Annotated in this window: 19 protein-coding genes, 2 tRNA genes and 1 pseudogene; 8 read left to right on the forward strand and 14 right to left on the reverse strand. The window is 71.1% G+C overall.

Annotated elements, in window-relative coordinates:
• Positions 1-84: 84 nt before the first annotated feature.
• From rsrA to FGW31_RS11210, 4 genes are all read right to left on the reverse strand, one after another.
• Positions 85-396, reverse strand: a complete 312-nt coding sequence (rsrA, locus tag FGW31_RS11195) for a mycothiol system anti-sigma-R factor (RefSeq protein ID WP_142193241.1) — start codon at positions 394-396, stop codon at positions 85-87.
• The gene (gene sigR, locus FGW31_RS11200; RefSeq protein ID WP_167530189.1) at positions 393-1,079 is read right to left on the reverse strand and encodes an RNA polymerase sigma factor SigR; all 687 of its coding nucleotides are present in this window, start codon (positions 1,077-1,079) and stop codon (positions 393-395) included. Before sigR ends, rsrA begins: the two co-directional genes overlap by 4 nt.
• A 256-nt stretch (positions 1,080-1,335) precedes the next feature.
• Complete coding sequence (locus FGW31_RS11205) at positions 1,336-2,043, reverse strand: alpha/beta hydrolase family protein (RefSeq protein ID WP_182675229.1); 708 nt, start codon at positions 2,041-2,043, stop codon at positions 1,336-1,338.
• A gap of 1 nt (position 2,044) precedes the next feature.
• Positions 2,045-2,860: an SOS response-associated peptidase gene (locus tag FGW31_RS11210; RefSeq protein ID WP_142193243.1), complete on the reverse strand. Its 816-nt coding sequence runs from the start codon at positions 2,858-2,860 to the stop codon at positions 2,045-2,047.
• A 60-nt stretch (positions 2,861-2,920) separates the two neighbouring features.
• On the opposite strand from FGW31_RS11210, the gene FGW31_RS11215 reads away from it, so the two are divergent.
• The 4 genes from FGW31_RS11215 (at position 2,921) to FGW31_RS11230 (ending at position 6,559) form a co-directional block, all read left to right on the forward strand.
• Positions 2,921-3,643: a M50 family metallopeptidase gene (locus tag FGW31_RS11215; RefSeq protein ID WP_142193289.1), complete on the forward strand. Its 723-nt coding sequence runs from the start codon at positions 2,921-2,923 to the stop codon at positions 3,641-3,643.
• A 113-nt stretch (positions 3,644-3,756) separates the two neighbouring features.
• Complete coding sequence (gene aroA, locus FGW31_RS11220; protein WP_142193244.1) at positions 3,757-5,073, forward strand: 3-phosphoshikimate 1-carboxyvinyltransferase; 1,317 nt, start codon at positions 3,757-3,759, stop codon at positions 5,071-5,073.
• 9 nt (positions 5,074-5,082) lie between these two features.
• On the forward strand, positions 5,083-6,093 hold the full coding sequence (gene rsgA / locus FGW31_RS11225; RefSeq protein ID WP_142193245.1) for a ribosome small subunit-dependent GTPase A: 1,011 nt from the start codon (positions 5,083-5,085) through the stop codon (positions 6,091-6,093).
• Positions 6,094-6,235: 142 nt separating this feature from the next.
• Positions 6,236-6,559, forward strand: coding sequence for a DMT family transporter (locus tag FGW31_RS11230; RefSeq protein ID WP_142193246.1), 324 nt, complete (start codon positions 6,236-6,238; stop codon positions 6,557-6,559).
• A gap of 7 nt (positions 6,560-6,566) precedes the next feature.
• Here the strand turns inward: FGW31_RS11230 and FGW31_RS11235 are convergent, their stop codons facing one another.
• On the reverse strand, positions 6,567-7,181 hold the full coding sequence (locus FGW31_RS11235) for a TetR/AcrR family transcriptional regulator (RefSeq protein WP_182675227.1): 615 nt from the start codon (positions 7,179-7,181) through the stop codon (positions 6,567-6,569).
• Between the two features lie 119 nt (positions 7,182-7,300).
• Between FGW31_RS11235 and hisN the strand changes: the two genes are divergently transcribed.
• Both hisN and FGW31_RS11245 read left to right on the forward strand, forming a co-directional pair.
• Entirely contained in the window at positions 7,301-8,101 is an 801-nt protein-coding gene (gene hisN, locus FGW31_RS11240) for a histidinol-phosphatase (protein ID WP_142193248.1), read from the forward strand.
• 171 nt (positions 8,102-8,272) lie between these two features.
• Positions 8,273-8,656: pseudogene (locus FGW31_RS11245) on the forward strand (CBS domain-containing protein); the annotation flags it as partial.
• Between the two features lie 79 nt (positions 8,657-8,735).
• On the opposite strand, the gene FGW31_RS11250 reads toward FGW31_RS11245, so the two are convergent.
• A complete protein-coding gene (locus tag FGW31_RS11250; RefSeq protein ID WP_220450371.1) occupies positions 8,736-10,187 on the reverse strand; it encodes a catalase in 1,452 nt (483 codons plus the stop codon).
• 144 nt (positions 10,188-10,331) lie between these two features.
• Here FGW31_RS11250 and FGW31_RS11255 point away from each other — a divergent pair, with 144 nt between their 5' ends.
• Positions 10,332-10,748: a Fur family transcriptional regulator gene (locus FGW31_RS11255; RefSeq protein WP_142193250.1), complete on the forward strand. Its 417-nt coding sequence runs from the start codon at positions 10,332-10,334 to the stop codon at positions 10,746-10,748.
• On the opposite strand, the gene FGW31_RS11260 is transcribed toward FGW31_RS11255, so the two are convergent.
• The 5 genes from FGW31_RS11260 to FGW31_RS11285 all read right to left on the reverse strand — a co-directional run bounded on the left by FGW31_RS11260 (position 10,745) and on the right by FGW31_RS11285 (position 17,451).
• Entirely contained in the window at positions 10,745-11,701 is a 957-nt protein-coding gene (locus tag FGW31_RS11260) for an IS481 family transposase (protein ID WP_142193251.1), read from the reverse strand. The two genes, FGW31_RS11255 and FGW31_RS11260, sit on opposite strands and share 4 nt — an antisense overlap.
• Before the next feature lie 495 nt (positions 11,702-12,196).
• A tRNA-Met gene (locus tag FGW31_RS11270) sits at positions 12,197-12,270 on the reverse strand.
• 73 nt (positions 12,271-12,343) lie between these two features.
• Entirely contained in the window at positions 12,344-14,161 is a 1,818-nt protein-coding gene (locus tag FGW31_RS11275; RefSeq protein WP_182675198.1) for a tetratricopeptide repeat protein, read from the reverse strand.
• Between the two features lie 221 nt (positions 14,162-14,382).
• A tRNA-Met gene (locus FGW31_RS11280) sits at positions 14,383-14,456 on the reverse strand.
• Between the two features lie 55 nt (positions 14,457-14,511).
• Entirely contained in the window at positions 14,512-17,451 is a 2,940-nt protein-coding gene (locus tag FGW31_RS11285) for a UPF0182 family membrane protein (protein ID WP_202432572.1), read from the reverse strand.
• 163 nt (positions 17,452-17,614) lie between these two features.
• On the opposite strand from FGW31_RS11285, the gene FGW31_RS11290 reads away from it, so the two are divergent.
• Positions 17,615-18,157: a PPA1309 family protein gene (locus tag FGW31_RS11290; RefSeq protein ID WP_233288578.1), complete on the forward strand. Its 543-nt coding sequence runs from the start codon at positions 17,615-17,617 to the stop codon at positions 18,155-18,157.
• 10 nt (positions 18,158-18,167) lie between these two features.
• Here the strand turns inward: FGW31_RS11290 and FGW31_RS11295 are convergent, their stop codons facing one another.
• The 3 genes from FGW31_RS11295 to FGW31_RS11300 all read right to left on the reverse strand — a co-directional run bounded on the left by FGW31_RS11295 (position 18,168) and on the right by FGW31_RS11300 (position 20,142).
• On the reverse strand, positions 18,168-19,262 hold the full coding sequence (locus FGW31_RS11295; protein ID WP_142193255.1) for a YlbL family protein: 1,095 nt from the start codon (positions 19,260-19,262) through the stop codon (positions 18,168-18,170).
• A gap of 101 nt (positions 19,263-19,363) precedes the next feature.
• Positions 19,364-19,528 carry a hypothetical protein gene (locus FGW31_RS34980; protein WP_167530027.1) on the reverse strand — a complete coding sequence of 55 codons (165 nt, stop codon included), beginning with the start codon at positions 19,526-19,528 and terminating at the stop codon, positions 19,364-19,366.
• 155 nt (positions 19,529-19,683) lie between these two features.
• Entirely contained in the window at positions 19,684-20,142 is a 459-nt protein-coding gene (locus tag FGW31_RS11300) for a molybdenum cofactor biosynthesis protein MoaE (RefSeq protein WP_142193256.1), read from the reverse strand.
• Between the last annotated feature and the right edge of the window lie 115 nt (positions 20,143-20,257).

Below are 20,257 nucleotides of genomic sequence, written 5' to 3' on the forward strand. Positions count from 1 at the left end.
GACGGCGGGGGGTGCCTCTACGGGTCGATGAGCCGCGGATTAGCACGGACGAGTGACACGGGGGCCGGGGGTGACGGCGGGGTGTCAGGACTCCTGCGGTGTGGCCGGTGAGGCCGTGACGTCCTGGTCGGGGACGGCCTGGCCGGAGCGGATCAGCTCGATCCGCCCCATGACCTTGGAGCGCAGGTCGCCGGGCACGTCGTCGTGTCCGCAGCAGCGCTTGACCAGCTTCTTCACTGCCTGCTCCAGCCCGTACTTCTCCAGGCAGGGCGAGCATTCCTCGAAGTGGTGCTCGAACTTCACACAGTCGGAATCCGGCATCTCACGGTCGAGGAACTCGTAGAGATGATCGAGGATTTCGCTGCAATCCGTCTCGTGCGGCTCTCCGCAGCTCATGACCCCGAGCCTTTCGCTTCGTTCGACTCTCCGGCGCCGGCCGGGACCAGTCCGCGCTCACGCGCGTAGTCCTCGAGCATGCCGCGCAGCTGACGGCGGCCCCGGTGCAGCCGGGACATCACCGTACCGATGGGTGTGCCCATGATGTCGGCGATCTCCTTGTAGGCAAACCCCTCGACATCGGCGAGGTAGACCGCGATGCGGAATTCCTCGGGGATCGCCTGGAGTGCTTCCTTGACGTCCGAGTCGGGCAGGTGGTCCAGCGCCTGCGACTCCGCGGAGCGCAGACCGGTCGACATGTGCGACTCGGCGCGCGCCAGCTGCCAGTCCTCGATCTCCTCGGCCGCGCTGCGCTGGGGTTCGCGCTGCTTCTTGCGGTACGAGTTGATGAAGGTGTTGGTGAGGATCCGGTAGAGCCACGCCTTCAGGTTGGTGCCTTCACGGAACTGGTGGAAGGACGCGTACGCCTTGGCGTACGTCTCCTGCACCAGGTCCTCGGCGTCGGCCGGGTTGCGCGTCATGCGCAGCGCGGCCGAGTACATCTGGTCGAGGAACTCCAGCGCGTCCCGTTCGAAGCGCGCGCTGCGCTCCGCGGTCGACTCCGCGCCCGTGTCGCCCCGGCCCTCGGGCTGCTCCGCCTGGCCGTGTTCGGTCCCTGCGTCGGTACCGGGAACCGGACCCACCTCCTCGAGTGTTGTCGTGAGACCGAAGCCGGTCTCACCCGAATCGGAGGATAGACGACGATCCGGTCCGCCCGCCGCCCGAACAGGGGCGGTCTTGGCCGCGTGCAGCACCGTCCAGTCCAGGTCGGCGCGGCTGCTGCGGGTCGGGCAGAAGGTCGAACCCATGCGGCGGACTTCCTCTCCTACGACGGTGGTGCCGTTGACCGGCCCATACGACCCCCACAACAGCGGGGGCCGCCCCGTCATTCCCCGCGTCTCACACGAGTGAGCCGGCCCACCGCACGACCGCGTCCGTGACGACCCTCACGGCCTCCTCCTGCGTGATGCCGGCCCGTTTCGGGACGGCGAGGCCGTGGTCGGCGGACGGCACCTCGACCAGTTCGTACGCCCAGCCGTCGCCCTTCACCGCCCTCGCACCGGAGCGCTGCACGCGGCCCCCGCTGTACTCGGGGAACTCGGCCGGCCTGCCGAACGGGTCGTTGCCGCCCTGGACGACGAGCGTGGGCACGCCGGCACCGAGCAGTTCCGCGGCGCGGGACTTCTCCGGCTTTCCCGGCGGGTGCAGCGGGAAGCTCAGGGCGAGCACCGCGCGGGCGCCGAGTTCCGTCGCGGTGCGGCAGGCGACGCGGGCTCCGGCGCTGCGTCCGCCCGCGACCACCGGCAGGCCCGGTGCGGCCAGCGCGGGCCAGAGGCCGCGCCAGCCGGTGTCGAGGGTCTTCGGGGCGGGGGCGACCTTCTTGCCGGCCACCCGCCAGGGCTGTTCGACGAGGGCGACGGTCACGCCGTGCTCGGGCAGCCGGGCGGCGAGCGCCGCCAGGTCCCGGGCCTCGATGCCGCCTCCGGCGCCGTGGCTCACGGCGAGGACGAGGCGGGGGCGGCCGTGGGCGGGGTGCCAGGTGATGCGGGCGGGACCGGCGTCCGTCCCGACGGTCTCGGTCGTGGCAGAGGTCACATCGTGGGTCACGTCAGAAGAGTGTGCCCTCTTCCGGTCCGGCCAGCTCCTTGAGCAGCTCGGGTCCGTTGTTGCGGACGTTGCTGACCGCCGTGGTGACCGGGTAGGCGCGCATCAGGCCGGGGGGCGGCGGGGCGAGCAGATCGCGCAGCTCGTCGACGTCCGTGCGGGCGGGGTCCAGCCAGGCGTCCCAGCGGTCCGGGGTGAGCATCAGCGGCATCCGCGGGTGGATCTCGGCGAGGGCGTGCGGGCCGTCCGCCGGGGCCACCGCGAGCGGGCCGGTCTCCGCCTCGGTGGTGATCACCGAGCAGGTCACCCACCAGGCGCCGGGATGGTCGTCCGGCAGCGTCCGGTCCCGCCAGAACTCGTACAGCCCGGCCATCGCGAACACCGAGCCGTCGGCCGGCGTCACGAAGTACGGCTGCTTGCGGGGCCGCTTCTTCTTGCCCTCGACCTCCAGCTCGCGCTCCTGCCTGCCGGTGACCCACTCGTAGTAGCCGTCGGCGGGCAGGATGCAGCGCCGGGAGGAGAAGGCGCGGCGGTAGGACGGCTTCTCGTGGACGGTCTCCGCGCGGGCGTTGATCATCCGGGCGGCGCCCTCGGGCGTCTTCGACCAGGAGGGCACCAGTCCCCACTTCAGCTTCCGCAGCTGCCGAACCGGGCGCGGGTCCGCCGCGTCCTTGAGGGGACGGTCGAGGACGGCGTAGACCTCCTTGGTCGGCGCCACGTTGTAGTCGGGCTCCAGGGTCTCCTCCGGCTCCCACTTCTCGACCTCGAAGACTCCTGCGAGATCCTCGGGCCTGCGACTCGCTGCATACCGTCCGCACATACGTGCAACACTGCCAGACTCCGCCCGCGCAGAGGGAGCGATCCGAAACACATGGAACCCATGGTCAGCACCGCGTCCGCCTCGCTCGCCTCCCTCTGGGACGAGGTCTTCGGCACCCAGCCGGAGCCGGACACGTGGGTGGTCGTCGCCACGCTGGCGGCGGCGCTCGCCGTCGTCGTGCCGCAGGGGCTGTGGCGGCTGTCCCGCAACGCCGTCACCATCGCGCACGAGGGCGGACACGGCCTGGTGGCGCTGCTCACCGGCCGCACGCTGACGGGGATACGGCTGCACTCGGACACCAGCGGCCTGACCGTCAGCCGCGGCAAGCCGCACGGCATCGGCATGATCCTCACCGCCGCGGCCGGCTACACCGCTCCCCCGCTGCTGGGCCTGGGCGGCGCCGCACTGCTCGGCGCCGGGCGCATCACGCTGCTGCTGTGGCTGGCCACGGCGCTGCTCGTGGCGATGCTGGTGATGATCCGCAATGCGTACGGGGTGCTGTCGGTGCTGGTCACGGGCGGCACGTTCGTGGTCGTGTCCTGGCTGGCCGGGCCGCAGGTGCAGGCGGCGTTCGCCTATGCGGTGGTGTGGTTCCTGCTGCTCGGCGGGGTGCGTCCGGCGTTCGAGCTGCAGGCGAAGCGGGCCCGTGGCGGCGCGGGCGACTCGGACGCGGACCAGCTGTCCCGGCTGACGCATGTTCCTGCAGCGCTGTGGCTGTTCCTGTTCCACGCGGTGTCGCTGTGCGCGGTGCTGGGCGGCGGGCGGTGGCTGCTGGGGCTGTGACGGTGGGCGCCGTCGGTCCGCGCGCGGCGAACGGTCGCGCGCCACGGGACGCCATCCCGTTTCGCCGCTTTTGATCGGGATCTCCGTTCGCCCCCAGCCACTAAAGTGGGGCCATGACCGTTCATCCCGCAGCCACCGCCCTCTGGCCCGCCCCGCACGCGAGCGGAGCCGTCGACGCGACGGTCCACGTGCCCGGGTCCAAGTCGGTCACCAACCGTGCCCTGGTGCTCGCCGCGCTGGCCTCCGAGCCGGGCTGGCTGCGCCGCCCGCTGCGCTCGCGCGACACCCTGCTGATGGCGGGCGCGCTGCGCGCCATGGGCGTCGAGATCGAGGAGGGCGTGGGCCCGGACGGCACCGGGGAGGCCTGGCGGGTGGTCCCGTCCGGTCTGCGCGGCCCGGCCACCGTCGACGTCGGCAACGCCGGCACGGTGATGCGTTTCCTCCCTCCGGTCGCCACGCTGGCCGACGGCCCCGTCCGCTTCGACGGCGACCCGCGCTCCTACGAGCGCCCGCTGAACGGCGTCATCGACGCGCTGCGCCGGCTGGGCGCCCGGATCGACGACGAGGAGCGCGGCGCGCTGCCGATGACGGTGCACGGCGGCGGCGCCCTGGACGGCGGCACGGTGGAGGTCGACGCCTCCTCGTCCTCCCAGTTCGTCAGCGCCCTGCTGCTGTCCGCGCCGCGCTTCAACCAGGGCGTGGAGGTCCGGCACACCGGCGCGACCCTGCCCTCCGTGCCGCACATCCGCATGACGGTCGACATGCTCCGCGCGGTCGGCGCCCAGGTCGACACCCCGGAGTCGGGCGGCGAGCCCAACGTCTGGCGGGTCACCCCGGGCGCCCTGCTCGGCCGGGACCTGACCGTCGAGCCGGACCTGTCCAACGCCCAGCCGTTCCTGGCGGCGGCGCTGGTGACCGGCGGCAGGGTCGTCGTCCCGGACTGGCCGTCCCGCACCACCCAGCCCGGTGACCGGCTGCGGGAGATCTTCACCGAGATGGGCGGCTCCTGCGAACTGACCGAGTACGGGCTGGTGTTCACCGGCTCCGGGTCGATCCACGGCATCGACGTGGACCTCGGCGAGGTCGGCGAGCTGACGCCGGGCATCGCGGCCGTCGCGGCGCTCGCGGACTCCCCGTCCACCCTGCGCGGCGTGGCCCACCTGCGCCTGCACGAGACGGACCGGCTGGCCGCGCTCACCAAGGAGATCAACGAACTCGGCGGCGACGTCACCGAGACCGCCGACGGCCTGCACATCCGCCCGCGCCGACTGCACGGCGGGGTGTTCCACACCTACGAGGACCACCGCATGGCCACCGCCGGCGCGATCATCGGCCTCGCGGTGCAGGGAGTGCAGATCGAGAACGTGGCGACGACGGCCAAGACCCTGCCGGACTTCCCCGAACTGTGGACCGGGATGCTCGGGGCGTAGGGGTTCACCATGCGCCGCTACGGCAAGCACACCGACGAGGACGACATCCGCTCCCGCCCCAACCGCAAGGGCAACCGGCCGCGCACCCACATCCGGCCCAAGCACGAGGACGCCGCCGAGGGCCTGGTCCTCACCGTCGACCGGGGCCGGCTGACCTGCCTCGTCGAGGACCGCGTCGTGATGGCGATGAAGGCCCGGGAGCTGGGCCGCAAGGCGGCGGTGGTCGGTGACCGGGTGGCCATCGTCGGCGACCTGTCGGGGGACAAGGACACGCTCGCGCGGATCGTGCGGATCGAGGAGCGCGCGTCGGTGCTGCGCCGCACCGCGGACGACGACGACCCCTACGAGCGGGTCGTCGTCGCCAACGCCGACCAGCTGGCCGTCGTCACCGCGCTCGCCGACCCCGAACCCCGGCCCCGGCTGATCGACCGCTGCCTGGTCGCCGCGTACGACGGGGGTCTGACCCCGCTGCTGGTGCTGACCAAGTCGGATCTCGCGCCGCCGGACAAGCTGCTGGAGCTCTACGGCGACCTCGACATCCCCTACGTCGTCACCAGCCGGGCCGAACTGGAGGACGGCGGCGCGGCGGACCGGGTGCGCGAGCACCTTCAGGGGCGGATCACGGCGTTCGTGGGGCACTCCGGGGTCGGCAAGACGACGCTGGTGAACGCGCTGGTGCCGGAGGAACGGCGGCGTACGACCGGGCATGTCAACGCGGTGACCGGGCGGGGGCGGCACACGACGACCTCCGCGCTGGCGCTGCCGCTGTCGGGCGCGGACGGCTGGGTGATCGACACCCCGGGTGTGCGGTCGTTCGGGCTCGCCCATGTCGACCCGTCCCGGGTCATCCACGCCTTCCCCGACCTGGAGACGGGCACGCAGGGCTGTCCGCGCGCGTGCAGCCACGACGAGCCGGACTGCGCCCTGGACGCCTGGGTGGCCGACGGCCACGCCGACCCGGCGCGGCTGTACTCGCTGCGCCGGCTGCTCGCGACGCGGGAGCGCACGGACGGCGACTGACCTTCGCGTCCGGAGGCGACTGACCTTCGCGTTGTTTGTCCGGGCGCGGGGACGGTAAGTGCATAATCGCACCGAGCCGGACCCGAACCTGCCGAACCCGGCGAAGCGGTCACTGTACGTGGGGCATGCGGGAGGACGACACATGGCGTGGCTGCTGGTCGTGGTGGCGGGATTGCTGGAGACGGGCTTCGCCGTGTGCCTGAAGCTGTCGCACGGGTTCACGCGGTTGTGGCCGACCATCGCGTTCTGTGTGTTCGCGCTGGGCAGTTTCGGGCTGCTGACCCTGTCGCTGAAGAAGCTGGACGTGGGCCCGGCGTACGCGGTGTGGACGGGCATCGGCGCGGCGGGGACGGCCATCTACGGGATGGTGTTCCTCGGTGACCTGGTCTCCACCCTGAAGATCGTGTCGATCACCCTGGTGATCGTCGGGGTGATCGGCCTGCAGCTGTCGGGGTCCGCGCACTGAGCGGGCGCTACGGCACCGCCGGTGTCCGGCACAGGGCGCCGCGGACCAGGTCGGCGACGCGGCCGTCGGCCGGTGGGGCGGCGACGCAGGACAGGGCGAGGCGGACCGCGAGTTCACAGGACCGGGCCAGCTCCGCGGTGTCGGCCCGGGGAACGCCGGGGCCGGCCAGGACGGCGACGGCACGGTCGCGGACGAGGGCGACGAAGTCGGTGGGCGAGGGCAGCGGGCCGTCCGCGCGGCGCTGCGCGGGCACGGCGGAGGCGGACGGCGCGGCCGTGCGCGCCGGGGCGGGCAGGCGCTCGCTCCAGCAGCCGGTGAGCAGGGCGCGTACCAGGGCGTTGTCGCGGGCGGTGGCGGCGGTCCACTCGGCGGCCGCGGTCAGCCGGTCCCGCGGGTCGGTGGGGCCGGTGAGCGCGCGGTCGACGCCGGCGAGGTAGCCGTCGGCCTCCCTGCGCACGAGGGCCCTGGCGAGGCCGTCCTTGCTGCCGAACTCGTTGTAGAGCGTCTGCCGGGAGACCCCGGCCGCGGCGGCGACGTCCACCATCCGCACCGTCGGCCAGGGGCGGCGGGCGAGCGCCGTCCAGGCGGCGTCCAGCAGGGATTCCCGCGCTGCAGGCATCATCGCCTCCCTCGGGGCGAGCGGTCGGCCCCGCGGTTCAGATTTGATGCGCCGCTCAGGGCTGTCAAGGGTTCCGGGCCCCCGGTGGCCCCGCGGCGACCTCGGCAGATACGGTTCGTTGCATGCCCGACTACCTCGACGACCTGCGTCTCGCCCACGTCCTCGCGGACGCCGCCGACGCCGCGACGATGGACCGGTTCAAGGCCCTCGACCTCAAGGTGGAGACCAAACCGGACATGACGCCGGTGAGTGAGGCGGACAAGGCCGCCGAAGAGCTCATCCGCGGCCACCTCCAGCGTGCCCGTCCCAGAGACGCGGTGCTGGGCGAGGAGTACGGGGTGGAGGGCACGGGGCCCCGCCGCTGGGTGATCGACCCGATCGACGGCACCAAGAACTACGTCCGCGGCGTCCCGGTGTGGGCCACGCTGATCGCGTTGATGGAGGCCGGCGAGGGCGGCTTCCAGCCGGTCGTCGGCGTGGTCTCGGCACCGGCGCTGGGCCGCCGCTGGTGGGCCGCGCGGGGGTACGGCGCCTTCGCCGGCCGCAGCCTGTCGTCGGCCACCCGGCTGCAGGTCTCCCGCGTCTCGGAGCTGTCCGACGCCTCCTTCGCGTACTCCTCGATCAGCGGCTGGGAGGAGCAGGGCCGGCTGGACGGGTTCCTGGATCTCACCCGCGAGGTGTGGCGCACCCGCGCGTACGGCGACTTCTGGCCGTACATGATGGTCGCCGAAGGGTCGGTCGACCTGTGTGCCGAACCGGAGCTGTCGCTCTGGGACATGGCGGCCACCGCGATCGTCGTCACGGAGGCGGGCGGCACCTTCACGGGCCTCGACGGCCGCCCGGGACCGCACAGCGGCAACGCGGCCGCTTCGAACGGTCTGCTCCACGACGAGCTGCTGGGGTATCTCAACCAGCGTTACTGACCGGCACGGGTTCCGCGTGCGCGCCCCCAACGGGCCGCGCCCGCCCCCTTGTTGACCCCCGCTTTACCTGCCACTCTGAGAGTCCCCCCACTTGTGAACTTGTGAAACCGTGAACTAGCGGGCCCTCCGGCCCGCTCACCGCGCGGTTTCCGGTAGGAGGTGGCTCCATCCATGCTCGTCCGTGACGCCATGAGCACCGTGGTCCTCACCATCGGCCCCGCCCACACGCTCCGCCAGGCCGCCGCCCTGATGTCCGCCCGCCGGGTGGGCGCGGCCGTGGTCCTCGATCCCGACGGCACCGGCATCGGCATCCTCACCGAACGGGACGTCCTCAACTCGCTGGGCCTCGGCCAGGATCCGGACAGCGAGCGCGCCCACGCCCACACCACCACCGACGTCGTCTTCGCCGCTCCGTCGTGGACGCTGGAGGAGGCGGCCGCCGCCATGGCGCACGGCGGGTTCCGGCATCTGATCGTCCTCGACCGGGGCGAACCCGCCGGCGTGGTGTCGGTCCGCGACATCATCCGCTGCTGGGCACCCCGGCGGGAGCGTGCGGGCGTGACGACACACGGCGGGCCGGCCCCCCCCGAGGGGAGCCCGGCCCGCCGTTTCGACAAGCGGTCCAGCGCTGGAATCAGCCGCGCAGGGCCTGGACCGCGGCCTCCAGCCGCTTGCCGAAGTCCTCGTCCGCCTGACGGAAGTTGTTGATCGCGCGGTCGGCGATGTCGTCCCGCGTGACCCCCGAGATGGCGTTCGCCAGGTTCTTGACCAGGCGCTCCTTCTCGTCCTCCGACATCAGCCGGTACAGGTTGCCCGCCTGCACGAAGTCGTTGTCCTCGGCGTGGACGGGCGTGACCGTCTCACCGGTGACACCGGTGACGGTCGTGGGCTGCCACAGCGGACGGTCCGTCTGGAACGGGCCGCCGAAGCTGTTCGGCTCGTAGTTCTTCGCGCCCTTGTGGCGGCCGTCGTAGAGGAAGCCGTCTCGGGAGTGGGTGCGCGCCTCGGTGGCGTGCGGGCGGTTCACCGGCAGGTGGTCGGCGTTGATGCCGACGCGGTAGCGGTGGGCGTCGCCGTACGCGAAGAGGCGGCCCTGGAGCATCTTGTCCGGGGAGGGACCGATGCCCGGCACGAAGTGGGCGGGGCTGAAGATGGACTGCTCGACCTCGGCGAAGATGTTCTCCGGGTTGCGGTTGAGCTCCAGCTTGCCGAACTCGATCAGCGGGTAGTCCGCGTGCGGCCAGACCTTGGTCAGGTCGAACGGGTTGAAGCGGTACGTCGCCGCCTCCGCCGCCGGCATCACCTGGACGTAGACGGTCCAGGACGGGAACTCGCCGCGCTCGATGGCCTCGCGCAGGTCCCGCTGGTGCGAGTCGGGGTCCTTGCCCGCGAGGATCTCGGCCTCCTCGGCGGTCAGGTTCTTGATGCCCTGGTCCGTCTTGAAGTGGTACTTGACCCAGAAGGCCTCGCCGGCCTCGTTGTTCCACTGGAAGGTGTGCGAGCCGAAGCCGTCCATGTGGCGGTAGGACGCCGGGATGCCGCGGTCACCGAACAGCCAGGTCACCTGGTGCGTCGACTCGGGCGACAGGCCCCAGAAGTCGAAGACGTTGTCCGCCTCCTGCGAGCCGGTGTACGGGTCGCGCTTCTGGGTGTGGATGAAGTCGGGGAACTTGATGGCGTCCCGGATGAAGAACACCGGGGTGTTGTTGCCGACGAGGTCGTAGTTGCCCTCCTCGGTGTAGAACTTCACCGCGAAACCGCGCGGGTCGCGCACGGCGTCCGCGGCGCCCAGGTTGCCCGCCACCGTCGAGAAGCGCAGGAAGACCTCGGTCTCCTTGCCGATCTCGGAGAGGAACTTGGCCCTGGTGTAGCGGGTGACGTCGGCGGTGACCGTGAAGGTGCCGTAGGCACCCGCGCCACGGGCGTGCACGACACGCTCCGGGATGCGCTCGCGGTTGAAGTGGGCCAGCTTTTCGAGCAGGAGCTGGTCCTGTACGAGGACCGGGCCGCCGACGCCCGCCGTCTCGCTGTTCTGATTGTCGGCGACCGGGGCACCGGCCTCCGTGGTGAGCGGTCCCTGCGTCACGTGGTCCTCCTGCGTCATTACTGCCCAATCCTGTCCCTTGGCTAAAGACAGGCTCGATCCTACAATGGACAATGTCTAAGTCAAGTAAAGCTCCAAAGTCACACCCATTCGGGACCTGGTCCCCCTGCTGTTAGGCTGGTGCCTATGAGTGACCTTCTGGAACGGCTCCGCGGACGCGGATGGCGGATGACGGCGCAGCGCCGTGTCGTGGCCGAGGTCCTCGACGGCGAACACGTCCACCTGACGGCCGACGAGGTGCACGCCAGGGCTGTCGCCAAGCTGCCCGAGATCTCCCGGGCGACCGTCTACAACACCCTCGGCGAGCTGGTCTCGCTCGGTGAGGTGCTGGAGGTCGCCACGGACAAGCGGGCCAAGCGATACGACCCCAACGCCCACCGTCCGCACCACCACCTGGTGTGCGCGCGGTGCGGCTCGATCCGCGACGTCCACCCGACCGGCAATCCGCTGGCCGACCTTCCCGACTCGGAGCGGTTCGGTTTCACCGTCTCCGACGTCGAGGTGACGTACCGCGGCCTCTGCCCGAACTGCGCGGGGTCCTAGGTGTATCGACCCGCAGCGTTGTTCACGCGGCTGATGGGTGGCTGGCCGCCGAGTGCGGTGTGGCAGCGGTGGTGGTTGTAGGTGTGGAGGAAGTCTGCCAGGGCGTCGGTGCGTTCGGTGTTGCTGGTGTAGGGCCGCAGGTAGGCCCATTCGTCGAGCAGGGTGCGGTTGAAGCGCTCGACCTTGCCATTGGTCTGCGGCCGGTAGGCGCGAGTGAGCTTGCCGGCCGCATCCAGGTCGGCCAGGGCCTGCTGCCAGGCGAGGCTTTTGCGGTAAGGCCAGGCGTTGTCGGTCAGGACCCGCTCGATGCGGTCGATGCCCGACGCTGCGAAGAAGGCGGCGGCCCGGCGCAGAAAGGCCGCGCAGGTGGCGGCTTTCTCATCCGGGTGGACCTCGCTGTAGGCGAGGCGGCTGTGGTCGTCGACCGCGGAGTGGATGAAGTCGAAGCCCATGCCGTTGCGTGTGGCGCGGCCGGCCTGGCGGCCCAGGACCCTGGGGCCGCCGCCGTCGGGGATGCGGCCGAGCTTCTTGACGTCCACGTGGACCAGCTCGCCGGGGCGGTCGCGTTCGTAGCGTCGGATGACCTGGCCGGTGGGCCGGTCCAGGAAGGACAGGCGGTTCAGGCCGTGACGGACCAGGACGCGGTGCACGGTCGAGGCCGGCAGGCCCAGGATCGGACCGATGCGGGCCGGGCCGAGCTTGCGGTCCTGGCGAAGACGGCACACGCGGGCCCCGATCGCCCCCGCCGTGCGGTGCGGTGTCGTGCGCGGACGGCTGGACCGGTCGTGCAGTCCCTTCTCGCCTTCGGCCCGCCAGCGACGCACCCACTTGTGAGCGGTGACGCGGGAGATGCCCATCTCGGCGGCAACATGGGCGACAGGGCGTCCGGTGCGGACACGTTCAACCAGCAGCCGCCTGCCGTGAAAGGTCAGCCGGGCATTACGGTGGGACACGAAGGCCTCCGTGCGGTGAAGATTCGACACCTCCACCACACACAGAGGCCTTCGCCATGATCAAGCCCGGCCAGCGTTAACAACGCTCGTGATCAATACACCTAGGGCCTGTCGTTTGGATCATGTCGGTTTCGCGGGGCGTGGCACGCACATCTGCAGCGTTGTCGTCGGTTGTCGACGCTCCGCGTCGCCGCCCTCCTCCGCCTTGCAGCTGCACGCACCACGCCCCGCTCGGGTGGGCTGAGAAGCGCTGCGTCTCCCAGCCGACCTGATCCAAACGACAGACCCTAGGCGCCACGACGACGAGCCCCGGCACCGTGGGTGCCGGGGCTCGTCGTCGTGCCGTGCGCGGCGCGGGCACCCGTCATGGTTCGGGCCCGCCTCCGACCGTGCGCCGGCCGGCGACGGTCGCTGGAACTGCCGTGCCCGGCCGGTAACGATCGCCGAAACGCCGAAGGGCCGGAACCCTTTCGGATTCCGGCCCTCGGACTGCAGTAGCGGGGACAGGATTTGAACCTGCGACCTCTGGGTTATGAGCCCAGCGAGCTACCGAGCTGCTCCACCCCGCGTCGGTGAATGCAACGTTACGTCAAGGACGCGGACAGAAGCAAATCGCTTTTCCGGTGGGCGACGGAGCACGTGTCACGCCGACAGTTCCTGGCGCAGGGCGTCCCGCAGACGCGTCGCGCGCTCCGTGACCGCCTCGGGCCCCAGGGCCGCCGCCCGGTCGGCCCAGCTCTGGCCCTCGGCCAGCTCGCCGCGCCGCGCGTAGACGAGCGCGAGCCGCAGCGCCGCCCGCCCGTGCCCGGCGTCGGCCGCGCGGGTCCACCACACGGCCGCCTCGGGCTCGCTGCCCTCGCGCGCCAGCAGCAGCCCCAGGTTGAAGGCGCCGTTGCGGGAGCCGGCCTCGGCCGCCTCGCGGTACCACCGGGCCGCCTCGACCACGTCGCCGCGGGCCGCGGCGAGCATGCCGACCCGCACCTGTGCGCGGCGGTGCCCCTGGGAGGCCGCGCGCTCGTACCACTCCTCGCACTCGCTCCGCCGGTTCACCGGCTCGCCCAGCTCATGGGCCGGCTCGGGCGGCCTGCGGGCGTCCAGCACGGTCGCCAGACGGTAGGCGGCCTCGGCGCTGCCGCCGCCCGCGGCGCACCGCAGGAACCGCTCCGCCTCGCTCTCGTCGCCGTCCCGCAGCCGCGCCATGCCCACCTGGAGCGCGGCCTCCGTGTGCCCGGCGGCCGCCGCCCTCTCGTACCAGCGCAGCGCCTCCCGCTCCTCGCCCCGGCCCGCGTGCAGGATGCCGAGGTTGAAGGCGGCGTCCACGCTGCCGGCTTCCGCGGCCTTGGAGAACCAGGGCTGCGCGCCGGTCACGTCCCCGGCCCGCAGCAGCAGGATCGCCAGCGCGTTGGCCGCCTCGCGGTGACCGGCGTAGGCGGCCCGGCGGTACCACTGCTCGGCCTGCGCGGTGCGGCCCTGCTCGGCGCAGAGCAGCCCGAGGTTGTAGGCGCCGTTGTCGTCGCCCGCGTCCATCGCGGCCCGGTACCAGCGCTCGGCGGTCTGGGTCTCGCCGCGCTCGGCGTGCAGCGCGCCCAGCGCGTTGGCGGCGTTGCCGTCGCCGTCCTGGGCGGCGCGCAGCCACCACACGGCGGCGTTCTCGGTGTCCCCGGCGTCGCGCAGCAGGAACCCGAGCGCGCACGCGGCCCGGGCCTCCCCGTCCTTGGCGGAGGTCAGGTACCAGCGGCCGGCCTCCTTGAGTTCGCCGCGCTTCTCCAGGATCGCGCCGAGGTGCAGCGCGGCCCGGCGGTGCCCGCGCGCGGCGGCCTGCCGGTACCACTGCTCGGCCTCCTCGACCAGCGGGGCGCCGTCGTCGTCGCCCTCCCGTGCGGCCTTGCGGTCCAGTGCGCGGGCCAGCCGGTAGGCGCCCTCGCGGTGGCCCCGTTCGGCGGCGGCACGCATCCAGCGCTCGGCGCCGGCCGCGTCCCCGCGGTGCTCCAGCAGGTCGGCGAGGGCGTAGGCGGCGAGGGTGTGGCCCTGCTCGGCGGACTGGCGCAGCCAGTACTCGGCGGCGGGTTCGTCGCCGCGCTCGCGGTGGTGGCGGCCGAGCGCGTGCGCCGCGGCGGTGGAGCCGGCGACGGCGGCGATGCGCCACCATCCGGCGGCCTCGTCGGCGTAGCCCCGCTGGTGCAGCAGGACGCCCAGGTTGTTGGCGGCGGCGCGGTCGCCCGCCGCGGTGGCGGCACGCAGATGGGGTTCGGCTCCGTCGAGGTCACCGCGACGCAGCAGCATGGCGCCGAGGACGCTCATCGCCTCGACGTCGCCGGCCTCGGCGGCGAGTCTCTGACGCAGTTCCTCGGCCGCCTCGTCGGCTGCCTCCCCCGTCTCGTCGCGGGGTGCCTCCCGAAGGGAGGACTGCACAAAACGCCCGGTCTCGAACAGAGTTCCCTTGTCCCCCATAACATCCATCGTCGCACCACCTGCAACCTGGGTACACCTGGTATACCGCAGCCAGTGAGGTCACTTCAGCGTTTTGTCGACATGCCCACAGAGAGACAAGTCAAACACAGATCTCCCAACTCCCGTCGGCGGCGCGGCCGTCAGCCGTCCGAGCACATGCGTTCGCACACCAAAAGGCCCGGACTCCTGGAGGAATCCGGGCCTTTGGTGTCGCGACTGCGCGACGTCAGTAGCGGGGACAGGATTTGAACCTGCGACCTCTGGGTTATGAGCCCAGCGAGCTACCGAGCTGCTCCACCCCGCGCCGTTGTGTTGCAACCGTAGCACGGCGCGGGAGGGGCCTTTGACCAGCGTGCCCGCTAACTGCTCGGGCTCGCGTCGGGACCGGGACTGCCGTCCCCGCCGCCGGCTCCGTCGCCCCTTTCGGCGGACTGGGCCTCCTCAGCCTTGCGCAACGCCTCCTCGAGGTCCTTCTGCGCCTGGCCGTAGGCCTCCCAGTCGTTCTTCTTCAGGGCTTCCTGGCCGGCCTCGAAGGCCTCCTGGGCGTCGTTCAGCGCCTCCTGGACGGTGGGGTCGTCGGAGGTGGGCGGCGGCTCGGTGCCCTCGTCCTCCCCGGTTCCCTCGTCCTCGCCCGGCGGTGGCTCGGTGGTCGTGCCCTCGCCGCCGAAGACCTTGTCCAGGGCCTGTTCGAGGGTGTCCTCGAACGCGGTCTGGCCTCCGTAGGTCACCAGCACCTTGCGCAGCAGCGGGTACTTGAGGCCGCCACCGCGGACGTAGACCGGCTCCACGTACAGCAGTCCGCCGTCGAGCGGGACGGCCAGCAGGTTGCCGTACTCGACCTCGGAGTCGCCGCCTCTCAGCAGCCTGATCGACTCGGCGATGTCCTGTTCGGAGTTGAACTGGCTCTGGATCTGCTTGGGCCCGGCCGCGGTGGTGCTGGTCGGCAGTTTCAGCACTCTGATCTTGCCGTAGTCCTCGGTGCCCGGATCGGCGTTCACCGCCATGAAGGCACTGAGGTTGTCACGGCCGTTCGGTGTGAACGTCGTGGTGAGCGAGAAGGTCTGCTCGTCCTGGTCGGGCATCTTCATGCTCAGGTAGTACGGCGGGACCGCGTCGCCCGTCTTGTTGGTCGGGTCGTCCGGCACCTGCCAGACCTCGCTGCCGGAGAGGAACGTCGTGGCGTCCTTCACGTGGTAGCGGGTCAGCAGCTCGCGCTGCACCTTGAACAGGTCCTGCGGGTACCGCAGATGGGCCATCAGGTCGTCGGAGATCTCGCTCCTGGGCTCCACCGTGTCCGGGAAGGCCTTCATCCAGGTCTTCAGGACGGGGTCCTGCGTGTCCCACTGGTAGAGCTTGACCTCGCCGCTGTACGCGTCGACGGTCGCCTTCACCGAGTTGCGGATGTAGTTGACCTGGTTCTGCTGGGCCACCACCGCGCGCTGGTCGTTGGTGGCGGTCAGCGAGTCGGCCGTGGTGTCACCGAGGGTCGTGCGCGACGCGTACGGGTAGCCGTTGGTGGTCGTGTAGGCGTCGACGATCCACTGGATGCGGTTGTTCACGACGGCCGGGTAGGCGTCGCCGTCGATGGTCAGCCACGGGGCGATCGCCTCGACGCGCTCCTTGGGCGTGCGGTTGTACAGGATCCGCGAACCCTCGCCGATCGCACCCGAGTACAGGATCTGCGGCTCGCTGAAGGCGACCGCGTAGGCGGCCCGGTTGACCGGGTTCTCGAGGTTGACGCCGCTGTTGCCCTCGTAGCTGTACGTCTTCTCGCCGCTGTCGTCGGAGTAGTCGATCTCCTTCTGGGGACCGCCGACGATCGAGTACGTCGTCGTCCGCTCGCCGTAGTACACGCGCTGCTCGTACGATCCGAGGTCGCCCTTGGACGGCAGGTCGGACTCGGTGAACTCCGGACGGCCGCCGGCGTCGGCGCTGGTGCCCTCGGCGGCGACGACCCCGTAGCCGTGCGTGTAGCGGAAGTGGTCGTTGATCCAGTTCCGCTTCGGGATGCCGTTGAGGTTCAGCTCGCGCAGACCGATGACCGTGTCCTGGTCCTTGCCGTCCTTGGTGTACCGGTCGACGTCCAGGTTGGTCGGGAACGCGTAGTAGTTCCTGATCTGCTGGAGCTGCTGGAACGTCGGCGAGACGATGTTCGGGTCCATGATCCGGATGCTGGCCGTGTCGGAGACGTCGTCCCGCAGCCGGGTCTTGTCCTCGGTCTGGCTGGTGCCCGGGTACTCGGTGACCTGCGAGTCGTCGATGCCGTAGGCCTCACGCGTGGCCTGGAGGTTCTTCTCGACGTACGGCGCTTCCTTGGCCTGCTCGTTCGGCTGGACCTGGAACTTCTGCACGATCGCCGGGTACAGGCCGCCGATGAGGATCGCCGACAGGACCATCAGGCCGAAGCCGATCACGGGCAGCTGCCAGGTCCGCCGCCACAGGGTGGCGAAGAACAGCAGCGCGCAGATCACGGCGATGCAGAACAGGATCGTCTTGGCCGGCAGATAGGCGTTCGCGTCGACGTAGCGCAGACCGGTCCAGCTGTCGGTCGCCTTGAAGTCGCTCGACTTCACCGCGAGTCCGTACCGGTCGAGCCAGTACGCGACCGCCTTCAGGGCGACGAAGACACCGAGCAGCACCGACAGGTGGCCGGTGGCCGCGGCCGTGGCGCGCGCGCCCGGGCTGGTGATGCGCAGCCCGCCGTAGAGGTAGTGGGTGAGCGCGGCGGCGATCAGCGACAGGATCGTGGCGGCGAAGCCGAAGCCGAGCAGGAACCGGTACCAGGGCAGGTCGAAGGCGTAGAAGGAGACGTCCAGCTTGAACTGCGGGTCCTTCTGGCCGAACGGCACGCCGTTGACCCACATCAGCCAGGTCCGCCACTGGCTCGACGCGGAGGCTCCGGCGATCAGGCCCACCAGCGCGGTGATGCCGAGCAGCAGCCACTTCTTGTACGGGGCGATGCCCATCCGGTACCGGTCGAGGTTCTGCTGCTCCATCGACATGGCGCTCAGCGGCGGCCGCAGCCGGTGCGCCAGCCAGATGTTGAGGCCGACCGCGAGGGCCATCAGCAGACCGAAGACGAAGAAGAGTCCGATCTTGGTCCACAGGGTCGTCGTGAACACCGACGAGTAGTTGACCGAGCGGTACCACAGCCAGTCGGTCCAGAAGCCCGCGAACATGGTGAACACCATGCCGAGGACGGCCAGGACGCCCAGTGTCATGAGCAGGGTCCGGACCCGCCGGGACGGGCGGCCCACTCTGATCCGTGGCCCCGTCGGGCCTCCGCCGCGGTCCGGCATCTGGAAAGCCAAGGTAGGCACCTCGAAGTTCGCTGTCGATTCGTCAGGCCCGCGTGTTCACGGACCGTGTGTGGCCCCCGTGATCGTGGGCCCACACCTATGCAACTTACTCACCCTTTACTCGGTTCCCGATTCAGGCCGAGAACGAGAGAGGATTGTGACCATGTCCAACACACCCATGGCGGCAAACCCGCTCACCCGGGCCGTGCTCGAGATCGACGAGTACGTCTCCGGCCTCGGCTGGGACCAGCCCGCCCGTCTGTTCGCCCTCGTCGACACCGCCCGGCTGCGGGCCGAGCAGCCCGCGCTCGCCGGCCGGCTCGGTCCGGACGGCGAGCAGGAGGCCACCGCGCTCACCCCGATCGAGCAGGACGAGATTCCCGCGGGCAAGCCGCTGGACGAGTTCCTCGGCACCATCGCCTGGCCCGACGCGGTGACCGGCTGCGCCCTGACCGTGGAGCGGCTGATGCTGCCGCCGTCCGCGGAGGCCCAGGTTCCGAAGGATCTGGGCGAGGCCGCGCTGACGAAGTGGGTGGCGGAGCACCCGGAGCGTCAGGAGGTCCGGATGACGGTCGCGGTGCTGCGCGACGGAGCCCGCGAATCGGCCCTGCGGCTGCGCGAGAAGGACTCGCCCACGGAGGTCCTCACCGGCTCCGACCTGGTGCCCGGTCTGGCGGACGCGCTGGCGGCGACGTTCGCGGAGTAGCCGTCGGCGGTCAGGACACCGTGCACTTCGGCAGGCCGGCGGTGTCGCCGGACCGGATGTCCTTCAGGGCGTCCAGGGCGTCGTCGATGGTGTCCACCTTCACGAGGGTGAGGCCGTCGGGGGTGTCCTTGGCGGCGGACGCGCAGTTGTCGGCCGGGGTGAGGAAGTACTCGGCGCCCTTCTCGCGGGCGCCGACCGTCTTCATCTCGATCCCGCCGATCGGTCCGACCTTGCCGTCGTCGTCGATGGTGCCGGTGCCGGCGACGAACCTGCCGCCGGTCAGACTGCCCGGGGTGAGCTTGTCGTAGATGCCGAGGGCGAACATCAGGCCGGCGCTCGGTCCGCCCACGTCGGCGAGCTTGATGTCGACGGTGAACGGGAAGGTGTGGTCCGTCCCGGCGGAGATGCCCACGACGGCGCGCTTCTCGCCGCCGTCGTCGGAGGTCGCGGTGGTGATCGTGACCTTCTCGGTCTTCGTCGCCGCCCGCTTCTCCTTCTCGGCGGCGGCCTGCTCCTTGGCGGGCACGATGGTGAAGACGACGTCCTGGCCGGGCTTGTGCTCGGTCACCAGCTCGGCGACGTCGGCGGGCTCCTTGACCTCCGTGCCGTCGACGGCCTTGATGACGTCGCCCGCGTGCAGCCTGCCCTCGGCCGGCGAGTCCTTGACGACGGTGGAGACGATCACCCAGGACTCCACCGGGACGTCGAGCTGCTTCAGGGCGGCGACCTTGGCGCTCTCCTGGGACTGGCTGAACTCCTCGGCGTTCTCCTGGGTGGACTCCTCCTCCGTCTTGCCGTCGGGGTAGAGGGTCTCGTGCGGCACGACCTTGTTGTCGTGCGCGAGCCAGCCGTAGACGGCCTCGACGAGGTTCATCCGGTAGTCGGCACTGGTGACCCGCACCGTGGTCATGTTGAGGTGGCCGTCCGTCGGGTACGTCTTGTGCCCGGAGATCTGCAGCACCGGCTCGCCGTCGTGGTCGCCCAACGTGTTCACCGTCGGCCCCGGGGACATCTCCGCATACGGCACGGGGATGAACACTCCCGCGCACAGGAGCGCGATCAGCATCAGGGTGGAGGCGAGCATCGTCGCGGTGCGGCGTGGCATGCCTCGACAGTACGGGACCGGTCTGTCGGCGCACCGTCAGGGCCGCCCGGACGGGCAGCCCTGCTCCCTGTCCACGCCGACGACCTGCGGCTTCGCCGCTCTCAGCCGCCCGACCGGGGCCGTTCCATGGCCTCCCGGAAGCGTGCGTAACCGACGAGCTCGGGCCCGTCGCTGCGCACCTTGCGGTTCCGGTTGGCCCAACTTCCCCACAGTCCCGCGCCGATCGCAGCCACCAGCGGTATCAGCAACCAGGCAAGTGCCGCCATGCCGACCTCCCAACCCCTTGAGCGTCCGCAACTGACTGATCAGCAGATTAACCATCCGCAGTGACAACGCTCACGCCAGGGGTGCGGTTACGCAACCGGAGGTCCGGTGGCCGGGCCGGCAGGCGCCGGACCGCTTTGCGTCGCCCGACGACCGGCTACGCGCCGACCCACTCCTCGGTCCCGTCGGAGAACCGCTGGTGCTTCCAGATGGGCACCTCGTGCTTGAGGTCGTCGATCAGCTTGCGGCAGGCCTCGAAGGCCTCGCCCCGGTGCGGGCAGGACACGCCGACCACGACGGCGAGGTCCCCGACCCTGAGGTCCCCGATCCGGTGCACCGCGGCCAGCGCGCGCACGGGGTACTCGGCGGCGACCTTCTCGGCGATCCGCCGCATCTCGTCCTCGGCGCTGGGATGGCACGTATAGCCGAGCTCGTCGACGTCGGCGCCCCCGTCGTGGTTGCGCACCGTCCCCACGAAGAGCGCCGTGCCTCCGGCCGCGTCGTCCCCGACGGCCCTGAGGACCTCGTCCACGGACAGGGCGGTGTCGCGGATCGCGATCAGCTTGAGGGGGTCCTGTGCGGCCTGCTCACCGGGGTGATCGTGCGTGGATGCCATGCCCCCATCGTGCCCCACCCCGCCGACAACGCGGAATAGCGTCATCGCCCGGCACGCGCGCGTGCGGATTGGAGCCTCCTACAGCACCGCGGTGCGCCGCCGCCCCGTGCTCCGC

The sequence above is a fragment of the Streptomyces calvus genome, from assembly GCF_006782915.1.
GTDB lineage: Bacteria > Actinomycetota > Actinomycetes > Streptomycetales > Streptomycetaceae > Streptomyces > Streptomyces calvus.